Origin of the sequence: Pectobacterium carotovorum (assembly GCF_900129615.1) — a bacterium.
GTDB classification, from domain to species: Bacteria; Pseudomonadota; Gammaproteobacteria; order Enterobacterales; family Enterobacteriaceae; genus Pectobacterium; species Pectobacterium carotovorum.
The window spans coordinates 123,672-144,368 of the sequence record NZ_FQWI01000007.1; the positions used below are offsets into that span (position 1 = coordinate 123,672).

The 20,697-nt window shown below is 55.8% G+C and carries 13 protein-coding genes; 7 read left to right on the forward strand and 6 right to left on the reverse strand.

Translation table 11 applies throughout. The annotated features are described in order from the left end of the window. Positions 1–157 precede the first annotated feature (157 nt). Positions 158–1,090, forward strand: a complete 933-nt coding sequence (gene kdgK / locus BUB06_RS14970; RefSeq protein ID WP_039474767.1) for a 2-dehydro-3-deoxygluconokinase — start codon at positions 158–160, stop codon at positions 1,088–1,090. An 81-nt stretch (positions 1,091–1,171) separates the two neighbouring features. Here kdgK and BUB06_RS14975 read toward each other — a convergent pair whose 3' ends face one another. The 6 genes from BUB06_RS14975 to bcsE all read right to left on the reverse strand — a co-directional run bounded on the left by BUB06_RS14975 (position 1,172) and on the right by bcsE (position 9,663). Continuing rightward, a complete protein-coding gene (locus BUB06_RS14975) occupies positions 1,172–2,689 on the reverse strand; it encodes a M16 family metallopeptidase (RefSeq protein ID WP_039474765.1) in 1,518 nt (505 codons plus the stop codon). 359 nt (positions 2,690–3,048) lie between these two features. Continuing rightward, positions 3,049–4,341, reverse strand: a complete 1,293-nt coding sequence (locus BUB06_RS14980; protein ID WP_039474762.1) for a dicarboxylate/amino acid:cation symporter — start codon at positions 4,339–4,341, stop codon at positions 3,049–3,051. Positions 4,342–4,660: 319 nt separating this feature from the next. Further along, a complete protein-coding gene (locus BUB06_RS14985) occupies positions 4,661–5,812 on the reverse strand; it encodes a diguanylate cyclase (protein WP_039474760.1) in 1,152 nt (383 codons plus the stop codon). A gap of 368 nt (positions 5,813–6,180) precedes the next feature. Then, positions 6,181–7,842 (reverse strand): cellulose biosynthesis protein BcsG, encoded by a 1,662-nt coding sequence (gene bcsG, locus BUB06_RS14990; protein WP_039474758.1) that lies wholly within the window; start codon positions 7,840–7,842, stop codon positions 6,181–6,183. Position 7,843: 1 nt separating this feature from the next. Beyond that, positions 7,844–8,062, reverse strand: a complete 219-nt coding sequence (bcsF, locus tag BUB06_RS14995; protein ID WP_010301205.1) for a cellulose biosynthesis protein BcsF — start codon at positions 8,060–8,062, stop codon at positions 7,844–7,846. Beyond that, positions 8,059–9,663 (reverse strand): cellulose biosynthesis protein BcsE, encoded by a 1,605-nt coding sequence (gene bcsE / locus BUB06_RS15000; RefSeq protein WP_039474754.1) that lies wholly within the window; start codon positions 9,661–9,663, stop codon positions 8,059–8,061. The genes bcsF and bcsE overlap by 4 nt, the downstream gene beginning before the upstream one ends. A gap of 340 nt (positions 9,664–10,003) precedes the next feature. Here bcsE and bcsR point away from each other — a divergent pair, with 340 nt between their 5' ends. The 6 genes from bcsR (at position 10,004) to bcsC (ending at position 20,634) form a co-directional block, all read left to right on the forward strand. Next, the gene (gene bcsR / locus BUB06_RS15005; protein WP_010301212.1) at positions 10,004–10,213 is read left to right on the forward strand and encodes a cellulose biosynthesis protein BcsR; all 210 of its coding nucleotides are present in this window, start codon (positions 10,004–10,006) and stop codon (positions 10,211–10,213) included. 2 nt (positions 10,214–10,215) lie between these two features. Then, on the forward strand, positions 10,216–10,953 hold the full coding sequence (gene bcsQ / locus BUB06_RS15010; RefSeq protein ID WP_010301216.1) for a cellulose biosynthesis protein BcsQ: 738 nt from the start codon (positions 10,216–10,218) through the stop codon (positions 10,951–10,953). After that, positions 10,950–13,649, forward strand: a complete 2,700-nt coding sequence (bcsA, locus tag BUB06_RS15015) for a UDP-forming cellulose synthase catalytic subunit (RefSeq protein ID WP_039474751.1) — start codon at positions 10,950–10,952, stop codon at positions 13,647–13,649. The genes bcsQ and bcsA overlap by 4 nt, the downstream gene beginning before the upstream one ends. A 74-nt stretch (positions 13,650–13,723) precedes the next feature. Further along, positions 13,724–16,051, forward strand: a complete 2,328-nt coding sequence (gene bcsB / locus BUB06_RS15020; RefSeq protein ID WP_039474748.1) for a cellulose biosynthesis cyclic di-GMP-binding regulatory protein BcsB — start codon at positions 13,724–13,726, stop codon at positions 16,049–16,051. A gap of 6 nt (positions 16,052–16,057) precedes the next feature. Beyond that, complete coding sequence (gene bcsZ / locus BUB06_RS15025) at positions 16,058–17,173, forward strand: cellulose synthase complex periplasmic endoglucanase BcsZ (RefSeq protein WP_039474745.1); 1,116 nt, start codon at positions 16,058–16,060, stop codon at positions 17,171–17,173. Continuing rightward, a complete protein-coding gene (gene bcsC / locus BUB06_RS15030; protein WP_039474742.1) occupies positions 17,155–20,634 on the forward strand; it encodes a cellulose synthase complex outer membrane protein BcsC in 3,480 nt (1,159 codons plus the stop codon). Before bcsZ ends, bcsC begins: the two co-directional genes overlap by 19 nt. The last annotated feature ends 63 nt before the right edge of the window (positions 20,635–20,697 follow it).

Here is a 20,697-nt window from a genome sequence, read left to right on the forward strand (position 1 = left end):
AAAGCACTGGTTTTCCGATCTGCGTCATGAAAAAATAAAACATCGTTTCAAGGCTATTGACTCAGTCTCGCGTAATGTTGAGACTGACGTTAATTTCCGCATTTTTTATCCCCAATAACATCAGGTGCAGGGTACCTTTTCAAACAGGCCAAAAGTGATGACAACTACTAACATTGCCGTAATCGGCGAATGCATGATCGAACTGTCGCAGAAGGGCACGGATCTTAACCGTGGATTTGGCGGCGATACGCTGAACACTGCCGTTTACATTGCCCGTCAGGTAAACGCCGATAAGCTGGGCGTGCATTACGTGACCGCCCTCGGCACCGATAGCTTCAGTACCGAGATGGTGGCTGCCTGGCAGAAAGAAGGGGTGAAAACCGACCTGATTCAGCGACTGGACAACAAGCTGCCCGGTTTATACTTCATTGAAACCGACGATAGCGGCGAGCGTACGTTCTACTATTGGCGTAATGATGCCGCTGCCCGCTACTGGCTGGACAGCCCGGAAGCAGAAAAAATCGGTCAATCACTGGCACAATTTGACTATCTCTACCTGAGCGGCATCAGCCTGGCGATTCTGAACGCCGAAAGCCGCCAGCGTCTCCTCGCCCTGCTGCGCGCCTGCCGCGCCAACGGCGGTAAAGTAATTTTTGATAACAACTACCGTCCACGTCTGTGGCAGAGCAAGGAAGAAACGCAGCAGGCCTACACCGACATCCTGTCCTGTACCGATATCGCTTTCCTGACACTGGATGATGAAGACATGCTGTGGGGCACGAAGCCGCTGGAAGCGGTGCTGGATCGGACGCACGGTTTGGGTGTTAACGAAGTGGTCATCAAACGCGGTGCCGATTCCTGCATCGTGTCAGAACGCGGGCAAGAGCTGGTTGATGTTCCCGCGATCAAATTGCCAAAAGAGAAAGTGGTCGATACCACCGCTGCGGGCGACTCTTTCAGCGCAGGTTATCTGGCAGTGCGTCTGAACGGCGGCAGCACGCAGGAAGCCGCACAGCGCGGCCACCTGACGGCCAGCACGGTCATCCAATACCGTGGGGCAATTATCCCGCTTGAGGCAATGCCTGCGTAAACCGTACGTAGCGTGATAATAAGTAAAGGCCGCAATCGCGGCCTTTACTATTTTCTGATTAAAGACTTACTGATTAATAACTTACTGTGCAGCGGGCGCCGTTTCCTGCGGTTTCGTGCCTTCAGGAATGGCCCCTTCCGGCGCAGCCGCCGCGGTGCTGGCAACAGGCTCGGCAGTTGGCGTCATAATCTGGTCGTAGGTTTCCTGCAACGCCTTCATATTCGCTTCCGGTTCACCGGGCTGTTGGATCAGCATCAGCGTCGTATCCTGTGCCAGCTGCTGGTGCAGTTCCTGATTCAGCATATCGAGCGTCAACGCAGACAGATAAGTCTGACGCAGCTTCTGATACTGCTCGGGAGCGATATCCACAACGCCATTCTGCTGGGAGCGCAGGCGCTGATCCATCAGGATGTCCGTGCTGGTACGCGCATAGGTCGCAAACAGCTTGTTCAGCTCGTCCGTCTTGCGTGCAATCAGTGCATCAAACTCTTGCTGTGTCAGCCCTTTTTCACGCAGCGTCGCTAGCTCACGCGCCATAAACGTCACGCCCGGCTCAACAGCCTCGCTATTCGGTACATCCATATGGATTGCACACTGAGAACGGGTATAAAACACATTGCAGTCGAAGCGGAGGTTGTTGCTCTTCAGTGAGCTCTTCTCCAGCGCCTGTTGTAGGTGCCAGAACATCGCTTCCCGCGTCATATCGCCCAGCCAGTAGCGAACCAACGCCTGCGATTCACGAATCGGGTGCCACGGGGCATCCCACATCAGCGACAGCGTATCCTGCTGGACGTTGTTATTCATCAGGCTGATCGCCTGCGGCGGTAGCGGGCTTAATGTCGGCAACGGCGCTGGCGCTTCACGTTTCCCTTCCAGCGGGGAGAAGACTTTCCCGACCTGCTCGATTACGCTGCGGTTATCCACATGACCAACGATGTAGAGCGTCATCGCATCTGGCGTGTACCAGGTTTTATAAAACTGCTGGAGCTGCTCGCCATTCAACGGCGGTTTGACATCCTGAGCAGGATCGTGCGCCAGCAGGGGTGAACCTTTCAGGCGATAGCGCCAGCTCGGATCTTGTGGGTTAACCGGAAAGGTTGCCACCTGATCGGGCACCTTCAACGCAGCCTGTAGGCTTTTTTCGTCGAACGTCATCTGCCCTGCGCTTTCCGAAAGCCACGTCAGCGCTTCCTTCAGCAGTTCAGGGCGATTATTCGGTAAGCTCAGGTTATACGATGTGAAGTCATACGAGACAATGACCGGAGGCAGGACGCGTGAGCTGTTAGCATCCTGCATCCACATAGAAGGCCGCTGGGCGGCAGACAGCTTATCGCCGGGCGCTAAGGCCAGACGGGGAAGAAAATGGGCAAAACCTACCTGCTGCGCGTTTTCCAGCAGCGACCCGGCATTAACAACCAGACGCAGCTCAACCCGATCGCCGGGGCGCTGTGGCGTGGTTAATAACTGCCAGGTAAAACCATTATCAAGCTTACCCTGCTGCCAGGCAGGATCGGGCTGTAGTGCTTCAGCCTGCACGCCGCTGCTGACCACGGCCAGCAACAAACCACCAACGAAAAGCGCCTTTTTGGTGCCCTGCATGTGAACCCCTACTAATAGCTATCCAACATAATAATGTGGTTATTGTTGATCATTATGGTGGCCTTGCGTCTGCCACCGCACACTCTCGTGGATATATTACGGAAAAAATTGAAGACGCGAAGTGTACCATTCCCTTAGACCGCGCGCTTTTGTCTATGTCACTCCAGAAGACGAAATAATCTGCAAAAAAGGTAAAAATAGTCATATTTAACAATATTTTTACGTTTAATGGCGGGTAAGAAAAGGAAGGGAAACAGTTTGGTTCGACGTGTTGGCAGACAAAAAAATTCCCCACGGGCGTTAGCGCCGTGGGGAACTGATTTAGAAAACGATACCGGAACGATGACTACACGTTGGAATTATGACTGCGCAGTTGGTGTAGCTGCGTTATCATTCTTGTTGGTGCCAGACAGCTCAGCATCCAGTTTCTTCTCATCCAGCTCGCGGCAATATTTCGCGACCACGATGGTTGCCACACCGTTACCAATCAGGTTGGTCAACGCACGGGCTTCTGACATGAAGCGGTCAATACCCAGAATCAACGCCAGACCAGCAACTGGCAGGTGGCCTACGGCAGACAGCGTTGCCGCCAGCACGATGAATCCACTTCCCGTCACGCCCGCTGCGCCTTTAGAGGACAGCAACAGCACCACCAGCAGGGTAATCTGATGCCAGATATCCATGTGGCTGTTGGTCGCTTGAGCGATAAATACCGCGGCCATTGTCAGATAGATGGAGGTGCCATCCAGGTTGAACGAGTAGCCGGTAGGAATAACCAGACCCACGACCGATTTTTTACAACCGACCTTCTCCATCTTCTCCAGCATACGTGGCAGCACGGATTCAGAAGAGGATGTGCCCAGTACGATCAGCAATTCTTCACGGATGTAGCGGATGAATTTGAAGATACTGAAGCCCGTCGCTCTGGCAATACTGCCCAGCACCAGGAACACGAACAGCACACAGGTGATGTAGAAGCAGGCGATCAGCTGTCCCAGCTGCACCAGCGTACCGACACCATATTTACCGATGGTGAAGGCCATTGCACCGAATGCACCCAGCGGAGCCAGTTTCATGATCATGTTAATGACGCCGAAAATGACCTTGGAGAAGCTGTCGATCACATCAAAAATCACTTTGCCTTTTGGCCCTAAGCGGTGCAACGCAAAGCCGAACATCACAGCAAACAGCAGAACCTGCAAGATATTACCGCTGGCAAACGCACCGACCACACTCGCTGGAATCACGTCCATCAGGAACGGAATCAGACCCTGTTGCGAAGCCTGTTGGGTATAAACCGCCACCGCAGACGCATCAAGCGTACTTGGATCGATGTTCATGCCCACACCAGGTTGCACCACGTTGACCACGACCAGGCCGATAATCAGCGCAATCGTACTCACGATTTCAAAATACAGCAGGGCGACCGCACCAGTACGACCGACCGACTTCATACTTTCCATGCCTGCGATACCAGTTACTACCGTACAGAAGATAACCGGCGCAATAATCATTTTAATTAATTTAACAAACCCATCGCCCAGCGGCTTCATTTGCTCGCCAAGTTGGGGGTAGAAATGCCCCAACAGTATCCCTATTGTAATGGCGGCAAGAACTTGAAAATAAAGACTTTTAAAAATTGATGTTTTCATACATACGTCCTATGGTGGGGAAAACACAGGAGGGGAATAGGGTACGAAAATGCCGCCTGTGATTGCGCCGAAAAGTAACATTGCAATAACAAGCTGAGAATGTTTTATAAGTTTAGTTTGTGAACGACAGGTTAAAAACAAGAGCTGAATCACGTCAGCAGGAATTATAAAGAAACATCAGTGCAATTTACTTGTAACAGATGCACATTTTTTCGGCAGAAGAGTGGCGTTGAAAAGCCCTCAAACCCCCGCCATACGGGGAATGCGCCTTTCAGGAAACCTATATATAAAAAGTAACATTTGCGTTACCTATGAATATTCAGGAAGACACCGTGAGATGGTGAATCCCGCATTTTTTATCACGCCGTGCCAGCTGCATAGCAAAACGTGCCTGTGATAAAAGCAGCGCCGCCTCCTCGGGTCGAGGATCGGTAATGGTGAGGATACCCACACTGACAGCCCGCGCCGGCTGGGAGCCCGCAGGCAAAAAGGGTGAATTAATCGCCAGCATCACGTTTTGCGCCCAATCTTGCGCCTGTCCGGCGGATTGCAGCGGTTTCCCGATGATAGCGAACTCATCGCAGTCGAGACGCGCCAGATAGATGAGCTCTGCCTCGTTCTGTTCTTCAATCGCCGCGCTGAGCTGCTTCGCCAGCATGTCTACCTTGCCCTGCTTGCTGGCGGACGAATCAAGCCCGAAAACCAGCAGACTGAACGGTGTGGCATCGGCCAGACGCTGTTCAAGGCGTCGCATGAAGTGCGCTTTGTCCGGCAGCCCCGCCCCTTCCGTTCCGGCAGAAAGCGACTGCGCCAGCAGTTGTTGATTGCGGTTATAGCTGCGTACCAGCGCGCCCAGCTCATCATCCTGATGCCAGGGCGGCAGCGTAAGTTGACGGTGGAGCATGTCGTCCGGCGGTAGATTCTGTAACTCGACAATAATCCCACGCAGCGGGTGTATCAGCAGGCGGTTAATGCACCAGGTAATGGCGATCGACATAATCAGCGCCAGCAGCAGATACGTCGCCAGCATGGTTGAAAAGGTGCTGACGATAAATTGATACATCCGGTAGGAATCCGCCTGCAAGACCAGATGCGCCAGCGGAGCCGAATACTGCGTCTGTGGCGGTGAATAAAGCGGAATAGAGATACGGATCGGCAGCTTAAAGACCCGTGCGATCCAGTCTGGCACCGGACGCTCTTTCGGGAAATTCGCGTGCAGCGTCTGGAAATCATCCGGCAGCAGCACATCTGCCCGGCTCAGAAAAGCAACCGGTAATAAACTGTCCAGAATATTGCCCGCCCGCTGCACTTCCCCTTGTAACACCGCATCCGTCAGCGGTTGGCGCACGGAATACGCGATGCTCTCCAACTGCTTGGCATAATCTTCACGGCGCTGATGAACGAAGTGAAAGAGCTGTATGACGATAAACAGACTGATCGTCACCAGTGCCACGGCGGACACGGCTGTCATCTGTTTAATCGTTAATGAACGTCTGAGCCGCAAGCGCTTTCTCCGTCAACCTTTTATGCAGACCTGAATACCTGGCCCACCAAACCACAAACAGGTGAGCAATATACAACGCGAAAAATGCGCACGCGTTACACACAGCAACGCGATTTACACGCGGCAAATAGTATAAGGCAGCTTATCGCCGCCTTAACGCTGTTTTCTGCTGATGTTCGGGGGATTTCATCTTAATCCTAGGCTACGTTTGGCAACAGCGGTAACGCGGCCTCAGAATAGGGGATATCCCCTGCATAAGCTAGCGCGGTCATTCGGGGAACAGACAAGGGAATCAGGCAGGATTCTCGCCTGCCCGATAACGTGATGGGATGACGTTATTGCGGGTAAGGCACCCAGTCTCCGCCGTTCAGGCGAATGTAAGGTTTTCCCTGATATTGCATCACGATCGCGTTCTCATTTTCCGAGATCGCTTCCGTTTGCGGCAGTGCGTTCGTCAGCGTTTGCCAGTCGACAGAAGGCGCGGTGAACACCTTGCCGTCCACCATCCGAGCAACCAGTTCTGAAATCGCCAGATAGCTGCTCGGCGACGTAATCTCCAGCGCGTCACCCTGATGCGGTGCCTGTAGGCCAAACAGTTTCACACCGACCGGAATATGCGTGATGCTCGGGCTAGGAATATCGCGCAGCCCGGACATTTGCATTTTATCCCCAGCCAGCGCCGCGCCGTGCTCCGGCACCACAATCACCATGACTTTGCGGCCGGATTTTTGCAACTCGTCAAAAAACGTATCCAGTTGGTCAAACAGCGTTTTCGCGCGTGGTGCATAGTCTGCCGACTGGTTCGTACCCACAAAGCGGTTACCGTCATGGAGTGGAATCAGGTTAAAGAAGGTCGCGTTACGCGTCGTCGCCGCTTTACCCCGTTCGCCCAACCAGCGATTTAACAGCTCCAGATCGTTATAAATTGGCTCGCCGTCGAACGACGTAATCTGGTGACTGATGCCCTCCTGCGACAGCATCGGGATCTGAATATCGCCCTCTTCACGCACCTCACGCAGGTAATTCCCAAAGACGCCGGAATGGTCGAGCATCAGTTGCTCTTCAAAGCCCAGCTTCACCAGATTACTGAACAGGTAACACTGCTGGTTCACTGGCTGATACAAATCGGTGTGGGACTGCTGGCCGCAGCTTGCGCGCAGCAGGCGAATGGATGCAGGCCCGCTATACGCAGTGGCAGAGTTAAACTCACGGAACAGGATATCGAACTTCTTCCACAGCGGATGGTTTTCCAACTGCGCCACTTCCAGATCCGACCATGACAGCGAACAGATATTGATAATCAGCAGGTCAAAAGGCTGCGCATCCTGCGGCAATGTAGCCGGGAATGCCGTGGTTCGTGCTTTTTCTCGTGTATAAAACTGGTCCAGATAAGCCGTCAGGTTCGCGTTCGTTGGCGGTAAGGTGGCCTCGGGTAACGCAGCGTCTCCGCCCGTTGGGGACGACGCCGCTGACGATGTTGATGCCGTTGATATCGCTGGCATCAGCGATACCGCCGGGCCCGCCAGATTGACGATGTTTAACCACGCCAGCGCCGCTACGGTAAACACCGTAATACGAATCCACTGCGCGAAGAACAGATAGGCCACGATAATGACCGCCGCCGCCCCAACCATTTGCCAGTTAATAAAGCGATTGAACAGCTCCAGCAAATAGGCAGCGCTAAAGCCCGCAACCTGTGACCCCTGACTGAGAATACTGTTGATGCCCGGCAGCCAGGTATCGTGGTAAAACAGCCCGATACCGAGCGGGATGGCGATAATATGACGCCAGCGGTGCAGCGTAACGTTGGGAATCGGGAACAGCAAAAACGCCAGAAACACCAGATTAAGCAGCGGATGAAAATTCAGGTAGCCAAACCATAACAGGGCAAATTTCAGCAAGAAATACACATTCCAGGCACCGAGCCCACGCCAGTAGCGCCAGATATTCTGCTGTTGTTGCGTATGCGGTTGCTGCTTACGTGATTTGTCGTCCATTTTATTTTTTAGTCTCTGCTGAAGTCGGCTGGGTTGAGACCGTCTTTGTTGAAGAAGAACTACGCATCCAGACACTCGCAGGCTTCAGGTAGCGCGGTGACAACAGCCTGTTTTTCCAATACTGAAGCCAGTGGGGAATCACACGGTGCGCCAGGTAGCCAAGCGTAAAAAAGATGACCGCGCTCAACAACACCAGTTGAACGATATCAATCAGGTTCATGACAGTTCTCCCGGTGCGCGGGCCCGTAAATTGGAACCCAATAGATCGGATTCCAGTAAATTAATAGCAACAGGCTCACGCCGCGGCGTCTGGCTACGCGGTGCCGATTCGGCCTGCTGCAAGTGGACATAATCGTTAATCTGCCGCTCCTGCTCCAGCGTATCGTCCTGCACCAGCGATTTAACTTCTGCCAGAATCTGTAAGTCTTGTGACCAGACAATCCGATTGCTGAACGCTTCATCCACCGGCAGACGGAAAATAGATTTCAGCGCGATATCCAGCTCATTCAGACGGCAGTTGGACAGGAACAAAAACAGGCGACCCTGCGCGATCGTGACGACATCACCAAAGCGTCGCAGCGTGCACAGCGTCAACGCCTGCGCCGCCCGTACGCCCGGCACGGGGCGCAATGCGATCAGCACGCCCTTACTGCCTTCCGGCATCAGCGTGCTATCAATCAACATCTGCACAGACTGCCGAAATGTCTCAGGAGGCTGGTAGCCCTTAATCTGTAGCGGCCGCATGGTAGTCAGCAAGACTTCGACATCGACAGGAACGTGTTTAGTAAAGCGCTGCCCCTGCACGCTTTCAATCCGCGTCAGGAAACGGGATAGCGGTTCTGAATGCGAGACAATAATATTCGCGCCACATGCCAATAGCAGGCGCTCGTCGCTGGCACGCAGACAAGGCTTCATTTCCCGCACCACAATCTTCAGCAATTCACCACGCTGCCGCCGCAGGCTATGAACCTGTTTAACGAGCGTATCCACCTGACTGGTTTGATTGAGCGCAAAAACGAGGGTAGCCGAGTTCGTCAGCATGCCGGTTTGTACCAAAATGGCGTTGTCGTCGAGTAGCTGCCAGTTTTCTGACAGCGCAGGCGCGCCTTCCATCACGCTCTTTTCCATCAAGAACAGCCCATCATCATCCAGAGACGGCGTGAGGGTTAGCTCCTCTTCCTTCAGCATGTGCCACCCGTCACTGTCGGATTGCAGCATCTGCACCTTATTCGCCCGTACGCCTCTTTCCGTTGCCCACCATGACACCAGATACTGCGCGCGATCCTGTTGCCATTGCAGGCTAGACAAACCGTAGAGCCCGCGATGTTGAGAAATCAGCATATTCCTCAAGCGGGTGACGCCGCTGCTGTGGCTAATAACCACCAGCGTACACTGGCGTTGATGCAGCCATGCCGCCGTATCATCCACCCAACGCTGGAGCCTTTCCGGCGAAATATCCCGCCACAGGCTGGCCGGAGCATAAAGCACCAATAGACGGTTTTTGGGGCGCAATGCACGCATTAAATCATCGGTTAAATTCAGCAACGCGGCTTTATTTTCCGGCAGTGCATAGCAAGATAATTGTTTTGTTTCGGTAGTATTACGTTCTGTCGTAAACAATGCCGTCAGAAGAGGATCAGATCTTTCCCCACAGCCTATTAACGCCACTCTCACGTCGTTATTTTGGCTGTGTATGACTTGTTGGCAAAATAATGCGGCATCAACCTGTCGGTCAATATTCACCCAATAAAAGCCAGCCTGCTGGAGCGTAGCCAGCTCATCCCAAAGGTCACGAATACCTAATGAAAAGTTCTGCTTCATAGACTGATTTCTTTTCCGTTAATGGCGGCATTCCACCTTAAATATACAGTCAAAATAAACTCTAGCAGCCCCTTGCGGGATCACAACTGTCCGCTATGAATTATTCCTATCCCTTGATAAATCACCTCATTACTATTTTTGGCTATTCACATTGCAATCGCGAATTCATTGCTATAGTTAATTGGCACACCTGACTACATATAAAAGACAGCAGAGGCGTACACCTTCATCTACCAGACTGTCTGTTGTGGATGCAGTAAAAGAACCACTACATCTGCCATTCAGATGTTTCCCTTTATCGATCTCAATGATAACGGATAGCCTATTTCAGAGGCATGGAATGAATAACGAACCGAATCGTATAGATGCCAGCGCACGCGTCGATTTAACCGAGGATGCAAGAACCGATGACGACCTACGGGTTCTTAGTCAGGCTTTCTCTTTACCTGAAATAAACTATATCGATATCACCCGTCAGGCGCGTCTGAGCCAAATGATGGCTCGCTGGCCGCTACTGGATGAATTAAAAGAACCGGCCGGGAGCGACTGACGATGCCCGTTATTGCATTGCAGGGAATTCGCGGAGGCGTAGGCACCACCTCGATCGCCGCTGCACTGGGATGGGCATTCCAACGGCTGGGCGAATCCGCGCTGGTGATTGATTTTTCGCCGGACAATTTGCTGCGCATTAACTTTAATATGCCGTTTGAACAACGCCGCGGCTGGGCGCGAGCGGAAGCCGACGGCGCGCCGTGGCAAACGGGTGCCATGCAGTATCTCCCCGGTCTGGATTTTCTGCCGTTTGGTCGCCTGAACACGCAGGAAGTCGCAACGCTTCAACAACATTACCACCAGCACCCCGCACTCTGGCAAAACAATCTGGCTCAGCTCAATGCGGCGGGTCGTCATCGTTGGATACTGATCGATGTACCGGCGGACAACAGCCCGCTCACGCGACAGGCGTTAGCCACCGCGAATACCGTTTTTCAGGTGGTGGTGGCCGATGCCAACTGCCATTCACGCTTACATCAGCAGGCGTTGCCACGTCAGTGCCATTTTCTGGTTAATCAATTTTCTACTCTCAGCACGCTCCAGCAGGATTTACACCAGCTCTGGCTGCATACGCTGTCACACCTGTTGCCGCTGGTGGTACACCGTGACGAAGCCTTGGCAGAATCGCTGATGCTGAAACAGCCGCTGGGCGAATGCCGCCCGGATAGCGTGGCAGCGGAAGAGATCATGACGCTGGCAAACTGGTGCCTGATTCACGTTAAGGAAAGCGGCGTATGAGCGGGATTCTGCGCCTCTTTCTCGTTCCGCCCGCCAGACAGGCGATACAGCAGCGCTACCGCGGCTATCGCCAGCAGGGTGCCTCCGCCTTTGCGGCATTTCTCGCCACGCTGTTTGCGATACTCGGCTGGATCTTCCTGCGGCTGGAGTCTGAGGGCTGGCAACAGATTCGCGCGCAGCGAACCTACTGGTTCCCACACATTTCGCCTCAACGCCCGCGTCCGGCCGATATTCTTCGCTATCTGACGCAGGGGATTTGGCTGCTGACCATCAAAAACGGCCAGTTGCCGACATCACGCCGTAATTACTTCTCCGCGCTGCCGCGCTGGCGGCAACGCTACATGAACGCGCAGCAAGCGCTGTTCGCCCGCTTTAGCCACGCGAATACTGACGATCGCGAAGACCATGAGTCAGGCTCCGCCAAGACGAGCCGCATACAAAGGCTGGTGACAGTGATACTGAGCCTGCTGTGCGCAGCGCTGGCGCTACTGTGCATCACGCAGCCGTTTGATTTGCTGTCTCAGTTTATTTTTATGGCGCTGCTGTGGGGTATCGCCATGCTCGTTCGCAACATGCCGGGACGCATGCCGACGCTCATGATGATCGCCCTTTCTTTCACCGTCTCCTGCCGTTATCTGTGGTGGCGCTATACCGAAACGCTGAACTGGGACGATCCACTGAGCCTGATCTGCGGCCTGCTGCTGCTGGCGGCGGAAACCTATGCCTGGGTCGTGTTGGTTCTGGGTTATTTCCAGACAATCTGGCCGCTTAACCGTCACCCGGTTTCGCTGCCGGAAGACAGCAAAACGTGGCCGACCGTCGATCTCATGATCCCGACCTACAATGAACCGTTGAGCGTCGTGAAACCGACGGTGTATGCCGCGCTGGGCATCGACTGGCCTAAAGATAAGCTCAATATTTATATTCTGGATGACGGCGGGCGCGCCGAATTTAAAGCCTTCGCAGAAGAAGTCGGCGTCCATTACATCGCCCGCGTCACGCACGAACATGCCAAAGCCGGGAACATCAACAACGCCCTGAAACAGGCGGAAGGCGAGTTTGTCGCCATTTTCGACTGCGACCACATCCCTACCCGCTCTTTCCTGCAATTAACCATGGGCTGGTTCTTCAAAGACAAAAAGCTGGCGATGCTACAAACACCACACCACTTCTTCTCGCCCGACCCGTTCGAACGCAATCTGGGCCGCTTCCGCCGCACGCCTAATGAAGGCACGCTGTTCTACGGTCTGGTTCAGGACGGCAACGACATGTGGGATGCCACGTTCTTCTGCGGTTCCTGCGCCATCCTGCGGCGTAAACCGCTGGATGAGATTGGCGGCATCGCGGTCGAAACGGTAACGGAAGATGCCCACACGTCGCTGCGCCTGCATCGCCGTGGCTACAGCTCGGCGTATATCCGCATTCCGCAGGCCGCTGGACTGGCGACCGAAAGCCTTTCGGCCCACATCGGGCAACGTATTCGCTGGGCGCGCGGGATGGTGCAAATCTTCCGACTGGATAACCCGCTGTTCGGCAAAGGGCTGAAGCTCGGGCAGCGGCTGTGTTATGCCAATGCCATGATGCACTTTCTGTCTGGTATTCCCCGTCTGATCTTCCTGACCGCACCGCTGGCCTTTCTGCTGCTGCACGCCTACATCATTTTCGCCCCAGCGCTGGCCATCGCGCTCTACGTGTTGCCGCATATGGTGCACGCCAGCCTGACCAACTCACGCATTCAGGGTCGCTACCGCCACTCTTTCTGGAGTGAGATTTATGAAACTGTGCTGGCGTGGTACATCGCCCGCCCCACCACCGTGGCCTTGTTTAACCCGCATAAAGGGAAATTCAACGTGACGGCGAAAGGTGGGCTGGTGGAAGAACAGCATGTCGACTGGGTGATTACGCGGCCTTATCTGGTGCTGGTGCTGCTGAACATCGCCGGAGTGGTGTATGCCGGCTGGCGACTGATTTACGGGCCGCCGGAAGAGATCATGACGGTGCTCATCAGTCTGCTCTGGGTCATGTACAACATGACTATTTTAGGCGGAGCCGTCGCGGTTGCCGTAGAAGCCAAGCAGGTGCGTCAGGCACACCGGGTGGAGATGTCGATGTCCGCCGCCATCCTCCGTGCCGATGGACATCTTTTCCCCTGCGTGCTGCGTGACTATTCCGATGGCGGTGTCGGTGTTGAAGCCCGCGAATCAGGCATTCTTCAGGTCGGGGACAACGTCTCGCTGTTGCTAAAACGCGGTCAGCAGGAGTACGCCTTCCCGTTCAGCGTCACCCGCGCGTTCGACAACAAAATTGGCCTGCGCATGACCAACCTGACCATCCGCCAGCATATTGATTTCATTCAATGTACGTTTGCCCGCGCCGACACCTGGGCGCTCTGGCAAGACAGCTTCCCGCAGGATAAACCGGTCGAAAGTCTGGTTGATGTGCTGGCTCTCGGCTTTCGCGGCTACCTGCGTCTGGCCGATTACGCGCCGCCAGTCATACGCAACATTATCCTGGCCTTCCTCAACACCGTGGTGTGGGTGGTGTCATTCATCCCGCGCTATGTGGGGAAACGCCCCGTAACAGCCCCGCCGGGCGCTGCGCTACCGGAAAAAGCCGTACATCAGGGCAAGACGCCGTCTGCCCATGAAACGCGATTTGCACAAGAGAACCTGTTTACAGAAAAGACAGTGGCTTGATTGCCATTCACAGGCCGTGATCAACGGTCTTTCTCCCGACAATGAGAAAGGCCCTTAACATTGATGATGACACGATGACGAAAAAAATAATCTGGTTCACCGCATTGGCTTTAGGCGTCAGCTCATTATCTCAGGCTGTCACCGCGCCGCACGCACAAACACCGGCCACGGGGGACGCGCCCCTGCCGCCCGCCAACGCTGCCACCGCAGCGCCAGCGACGACGATGCCAGCGATTCCTCTGGCGCAACCAGCGACCAACGCCGCCGTGCGCAACGTGGTGATGCCTTTTGCGCAAATCGCGCCTGCGCCAGGCACCTTTGCGCTGCGCGGTGTTGATCCCAACGGGCAGATTGAGTTCGGCGTTCGCAGCGACGAAGTAGTCACACAGGCGTCGCTCGACCTCGAATTTACCCCATCACCGGCGCTGATCCCCACCGAGTCGCATATCAAGGTTTACCTGAACAATGAGCTCATGGGCGTCACCACGATTAGCAAAGAGCAGATGGGGAAATCCAACCGCGTCCGCATGCCTATCGATCCGCGCTACATCACGGACTTTAACCGCCTGCAATTGGTGTTCGTCGGCCATTATCAGAACATCTGCGAAAACCCAGCCAGCACCAGCCTGTGGTTGGATGTCAGCAAAGCCAGCGCGCTCAACCTGCAATTCCAGAAGCTGACGCTGAAGGACGATCTGTCGCCGTTCCCTGCGCCGTTTTTTGACAGCCGCGATACCCGCCCACTAACGCTGCCCATCGTCTTTGCCGACCAGCCGGATCTGGTGCAACAGCGTGCCGCCGCGGTGCTCGCATCGTGGTTTGGCAGCAAAGCACAATGGCGCGGGCAGTCTTTCCCTGCCCTCTTCAACCAACTGCCAAATAGTCACGGTATTGTGTTCGCGACCAACGAGAAACGGCCGGATTTCCTGCGTGATACTCCCGCTGTGAACGGACCAACGGTATCGATCATCAGCCACCCTAACGATCCTCACATTAAGCTGTTGCTGGTTCAGGGGCGTGATGACAATGAACTGTTTACCGCCGTGCAGGGCATCGCACAGGGGAACCCGCTGTTCCGTGGGCAAAGCGTCACCATCGATAAGGTCGAACAGCTCGCCCCACGCCAGCCATATGATGCGCCAAACTGGGTGCGCACCGATCGCCCCATGACCTTCGCCGAACTCCAGCAATATAACGAACAGCTGCAAACCGACGGTATCGTGCCCCGGCCGATTTCGCTGACCATGAACCTGCCGCCCGACCTGTTCCTGATCCGCAGTCAGGGCATCGATATGCGCCTGAAATATCGCTACACCGCACCACAGGTTCAGGATGGTTCACGCCTGAGCATCAACCTGAACAACCAGTTCGTACAGGCCTTCTCGCTGGCACCGGAGCAGGACCAGAATTCCTTGTTGATGCGCCTGCCGCTCACGCAGGGGCTATGGGATTCCGACAAGAGCCTGTCCATTCCGGCGCTGAAACTGGGCACCACCAACCAGCTGCGCTTTGATTTCAACTACACCACGCTGCTCTCCAGCGGCACAGCCGACCGCTGCGAAACCTATACGCCAGTCGTCAATCACGCCGTCATCGACAGCAATTCGACGATTAACTTCTCTGGCTATCGTCACTTTATGGCGATGCCGGATCTGCGTGCCTTTGCCAATGCGGGCTACCCGTTCAGCCGACTGGCTGACCTGTCACAAACGCTGGTGCTGGTGAACAAACAGCCACAACCGGCTCAGGTCAGCGCCATGCTGAACGCCATCGGTAACATTGGGTCGCAAACGGGCTACCCGGCGTTAGCGGTGCAGCTCAGCGATGACTGGACGCAAATAGATAAGCAGGACCGCGATATTCTGATGATCGGCGCTATCCCGCCAGAGCTGCACGACAACAGCAAAATCAACCTGCTAGTCGAGCAAACGCAAAGTTGGATCAAGCAGCCAACACGCCAGACCGCGATCCCAGATATGAGCTCACCCGCATCTGACGCGACGCCAGACAGCAAAACCACCGTCAGCGGTAACGGCGCGATGTCAGCCATTATCGGCTTCCAGTCTCCGTATCACGACCAGCGCAGCGTGGTCGCCCTGCTGGCCGACAGTCCACAGGGTTATACGCTGCTCAACAACGCGCTGATCGACAGCGAAAAAAGAGCCTCGCTGTTCGGCTCCGTTTCCGTCATCCGCGAATCGGGTATCAATAATCTGCGCGTCGGTGAGGTTTACTACGTCGGTCACCTGCCGTGGTGGGAACGTATCTGGCACGCCTTGGCGCAGCATCCCATCTGGCTGGCGATCATATCGACCCTTACCGTCATTATTGTTGCCTGGCTGTTGTGGCGTGGCCTGAAATTCTTCAGTCGCCGTCGCCTGTCGCCGGATGAGAGGGACTAACGCACCATGCCACGCGTGCTGCGCTACCTGATCCCCACGCTGCTGTGGCTATGGACTTCCCTGGCCACCGCCGCTGTCTGCGACTGGCCAGCCTGGGAGCAGTACAAGCAGTATTACATCAGCGCGGAAGGACGGGTGATTGATACCTCAACACCCAACAAAATCACCACGTCCGAAGGGCAAAGCTACGCCCTATTCTTTGCGCTGGTCGCCAACGATCGCGTGATGTTTGATCGTCTTCTGAAATGGACGGAAGACAACCTGTCCGCAGGCGATTTGAGTGCTCATCTGCCCGCCTGGCTGTGGGGAGAGAACACGGATAAGCAGTGGACGGTGCTGGATCCGAACTCGGCTTCCGATGCCGATCTGTGGATTGCCTATAACCTGCTTGAAGCTGGCCGACTGTGGAAAGAAGCGCGCTATGAGAAACTGGGCACCGCGCTGCTCGCACGCATCGCCAAAGAAGAGGTGGTGACGATTCCGGGACTGGGCGTGATGCTATTGCCCGGCAAAGTGGGCTTCGCAGAGAAAGAGAGCTGGCGCTTGAACCCGAGCTACCTTCCGCCACAGCTGCTGGCTCGATTTGCTCCGCTGGGTGAGAAATGGAAAGCGATGCAGCGCACCACACAGCGCCTGCTGTTGGAAACCGCACCGAAAGGGTTCTCGCCTGATTGGGTCATCTGGCAAAAAGACAAAGGCTGGCAGCCCGATACCACCAAACCCAATGTCGGCAGCTATGACGCCATCCGCGTCTACCTGTGGGCGGGGATGATGGCCGACAGCAGTAGAGGGAAAACCGATTTGCTCAAACAGTTTCAGCCGATGATTCAACAGACAATCCAGCAAGGGCTACCGCCCGAAAAAGCGGACACCGCGACAGGTGCCGTCACCGGACAGGGATCGGTAGGCTTTTCCGCCTCACTGCTTCCGATGCTATCCCGTCAGACAGATGCGCTGGCCGCCCAGCGACAGCGGCTCGCCGCCAATCCACCGGGTGACGATGCGTATTTCTCTGCTTCTCTGACACTCTTTGGTCAGGGATGGGATCAGAAGCGCTATCGCTTCACTTCACAAGGCCAACTCTTACCGTCTCGGGGCAGCCAATGCACAACAACACCGTAAACTGGCTGCGCTTCCTCCCGTTATTGCTGGTTGCTGCGCCGCAGGCATACAGCGCAGAAACCGCGTCACCAGAGCAATTTCTGATGGAACAGGTGCGTCTGGGAGAAGCCAGCAACAAAGACGATCTCGTCCGCCAGTCGCTCTATCGGCTGGAACTTATCGACCCGGATAACCCCGAGGTTATCGCTGCCAGATTACGGCTGGTGCTGCGTCAAGGCGATCAGGCGCAGGCACGCCAGCAGTTAGAAAAACTGAAGGCTGTGGCACCCGACTCCACGCTTTATCGTCAGGCTGAAATGACGCTGGCGCTGACACAGGAAGCCGCACGTCAACAATTACAGCAGGCGCGTTTGCTGTCTACCGCCGGGCGTTACGCGGAAGCCAAAGCGCAGTACGACACGCTCTTTCACGGCGAGCCGCCCACGCTCGATCTCGCCGTGGAGTATTGGCGTCTGGTTTCTCGTTTACCGAATCAGGAACCCGTCGCGATTAAGCAACTGGAAGCACTGGATCAGGTTTACCCTGACAACGTCCCGCTGCGCATGGCGCTGTCACGCCTGCTCTTCAGTCAGGACCGCAACGAGCAGGCCTACCCTTTACTGCAACAGCTGTCTAACGATCCCGTCGGACGCAGTCAGGCCGCATCGCTATGGCTGGAAATTATTGGCCGGATGCCCGTCACGTCGCAGAGCGTGGCGGAACTCAACCGTTTCCTGACCGTATTCAAAGACGGCGAACAGGCAGAAACCGCGCGTAAAGAGCTCAACCGCCAGCAGGGAATGATGGCCGATCCCACCTATCAGGCGCGCCTTCGCGGTCTGGCACAGGTTGAAAGCGGTGGCGGCAACAGTGCCACGCTCAATGAACTGAATAAAGCACTGACCGCCACGCCAAACGATCCTGAACTGATCGGCGCAGTGGGTCTGGTTTACCTGCGTGCAGGCGATCGGGCAAAAGCGCTGGTACAGTTCCAGAAAGCATTGCAGGCGGATACTGATCGCCTCAACAGCGGTAAATGGGAAGGGCTCATCCAAAGCACGCAATATTGGAACACGATTGCGGAAGGCGACAACGCGCTGAAAGCCAACAACCTACCGCTGGCGCGGCAGAAATATCAGCAGGCACGCCAGATGGATAACACCAACGCCTATGCGCTAATTGGTCTGGGGGATGTCGCCGTTGCCAGTAAGAATGATGCCGCCGCCCAGCCGCTCTATCAGCAGGCCTTGCACCTTGAACCCGGCAACGACAACGCCTTGCGCGGCCTGGTCGGCATTTATCAGCGGCAGTCGCCGGAAAAAGCACTCGCTTACCTCAACGGCCTGTCACCCAGCCAGCAGAATGCGATGCGGGAGCCGCTTGCCGCACTGCGGCTCGATATCCTGAAACAGCAGGCGGATCGGCTTTTAGAACAGCAGCAGTGGGCGCAGGCGGAGGAGAAGTATCGTCAGGCGAACCAGCAGGATCCGAACGATGTGTGGCTGGCCTATCGCTATGCACAGACGCTGCGCCAGTTAGGAAAAACGCAGCAGGCGGACAGCGTGGTACAGCGTGCGACGTCCATACCCCCGACCAGCGCGGAAAAGAATTACGTTTACTCACTTTACCTGTCATCGACCAATCGCGATGAGCAAGCACTCGCTCACATGAACACGCTTCCCGCAGCGCAGTGGAGCGACGATATGCGCGACTTATCTCAGCGTTTGACGATGCAAACCACGCTGGCTAAAGCGGAAGCAATACGCGACGCGGATGACGAATCCGCCGCTATCGCTTTCCTCCGCCAGCAACCGGCTGACACTCGCATCGATCTCCTGCTGGCAGACTGGGCGCTGGCTCGGGGTGAATACGCTACGGCGCTGGCAGATTATCAGCGCATCCGCACGCGAGAGCCGCAGAACCCCGATGCGCAACTGGGTGAAATCGATGCGTTTATCGCGCAGGGCCAGCAAGATGACGCACGCCAGCGCCTGAACCAGCTTCCAATGCAGGCTGCTGATACGTTCAATGCGCAGCGCCGCGTCGCCAATGCCTGGCAAGCCGTCGGGGATCCGCAAAAATCGACGGCGCTTTTCCGCCAGCTAAAAATCGACGCGCAGAAAGAACCTGTCGGTCAGACCAAGGCTCTGGTCTATCGCGATGCGGCACGCGTTGAACAACAGCAATCTCAGCCTGAACAGGCACAGCAGGACTATAAACAGGCAATGGTCGCCAGCGGCATCACGCCCGCTCTGCCGCAAAGCGACGATGACTATACCCGGCTGACACGCAATCAGGTAGGGGACGACTGGCTGCAACGCAGCATCCGTGCCGATGCCGCGGACCTGTACCGCAAGCAAGATATTACCGTCACCCTTGACCACGATTACGGGAGTTCGAGCGGTACCGGCGGCGTTTCCGACCTGAGCGCCCACGACACCATGTTGCAGATAGAGATGCCGCTGTACGACGGCCGCGCCTTCTTCCGCACCGATACCGTACAGATGAACGCCGGCTCCTTCTCAGCGGACAGCAACGGTGCCTACCGGGAAACCTTCGGCACCTGCGCCACGCAGGACTGCTTCGACGGCAAATCGCAGAAAGCCACCGGCACCAGCGTCGCCGCAGGCTGGAAGAACGATCGCTGGTCAGCAGACATCGGCACCACGCCGCTCGGCTTCGACGTGGTCGACGTTGTCGGCGGCGCAAGCTACAGCGGTGACTGGCGGCAAATCGGTTGGACCGCGACGGCATCGCGCCGCCCCATCTCCAGCTCATTACTCGCCTTCGGCGGCACCAAAGACCCAGGCACTGGCATTACCTGGGGCGGCGTGCGTGCGACGGGCGTCAGCCTCGGGCTGAGCTACGATCGGGGCGAAGCGCACGGCGTCTGGAGTGATTTCAGCGTCCACCAGATTACGGGCAAAAACGTGGCCGATAATGACCGCGCCCGCGCGATGGCAGGTTATTACTACAAGCTGATTAACGAGGATAACCGACGCGTCACGGTCGGCCTGAACAGCATGTGGTGGCGTTACCAGAAGGATCTCAGCGGTTACTCGCTCGGTCAGGGCGGCTACTACAGCCCGCAGCAGTACTTCTCGCTGGGCGTGCCGGTGAACTATCGGCAGCGGACGGAAAACTGGTCGTGGGAACTCGGCGGATCGCTGTCGTGGTCACGTTCCTCCACGAAAGATCAGCGGCGCTATCCACTGGTCGGCCTGCTTGGCAACGCTGCGATCACCGACAGAGACGCCATCGAAGAAGGCAGCAGCAGTTCCGGCTTCGGCTATACGGCGCGCGCCATCGTCGAACGCCGCCTCAGCTCACACTGGACGCTGGGTGTCGGTATCGACATTCAGCAAGCGAAGGACTACACCCCAAGTCACGGCCTCATCTACCTACGCTACTCCGCCTCCGGCTGGCAAGGCGATCTCGACAGCCCACCGCAGCCGCTAACGCCTTACGCGGACTTTAAGTGACAGCATCAGGCGAGGTGCAGAACCTCGCCTTTGCCTCGAATACTTCACAATATTTCAGAACAC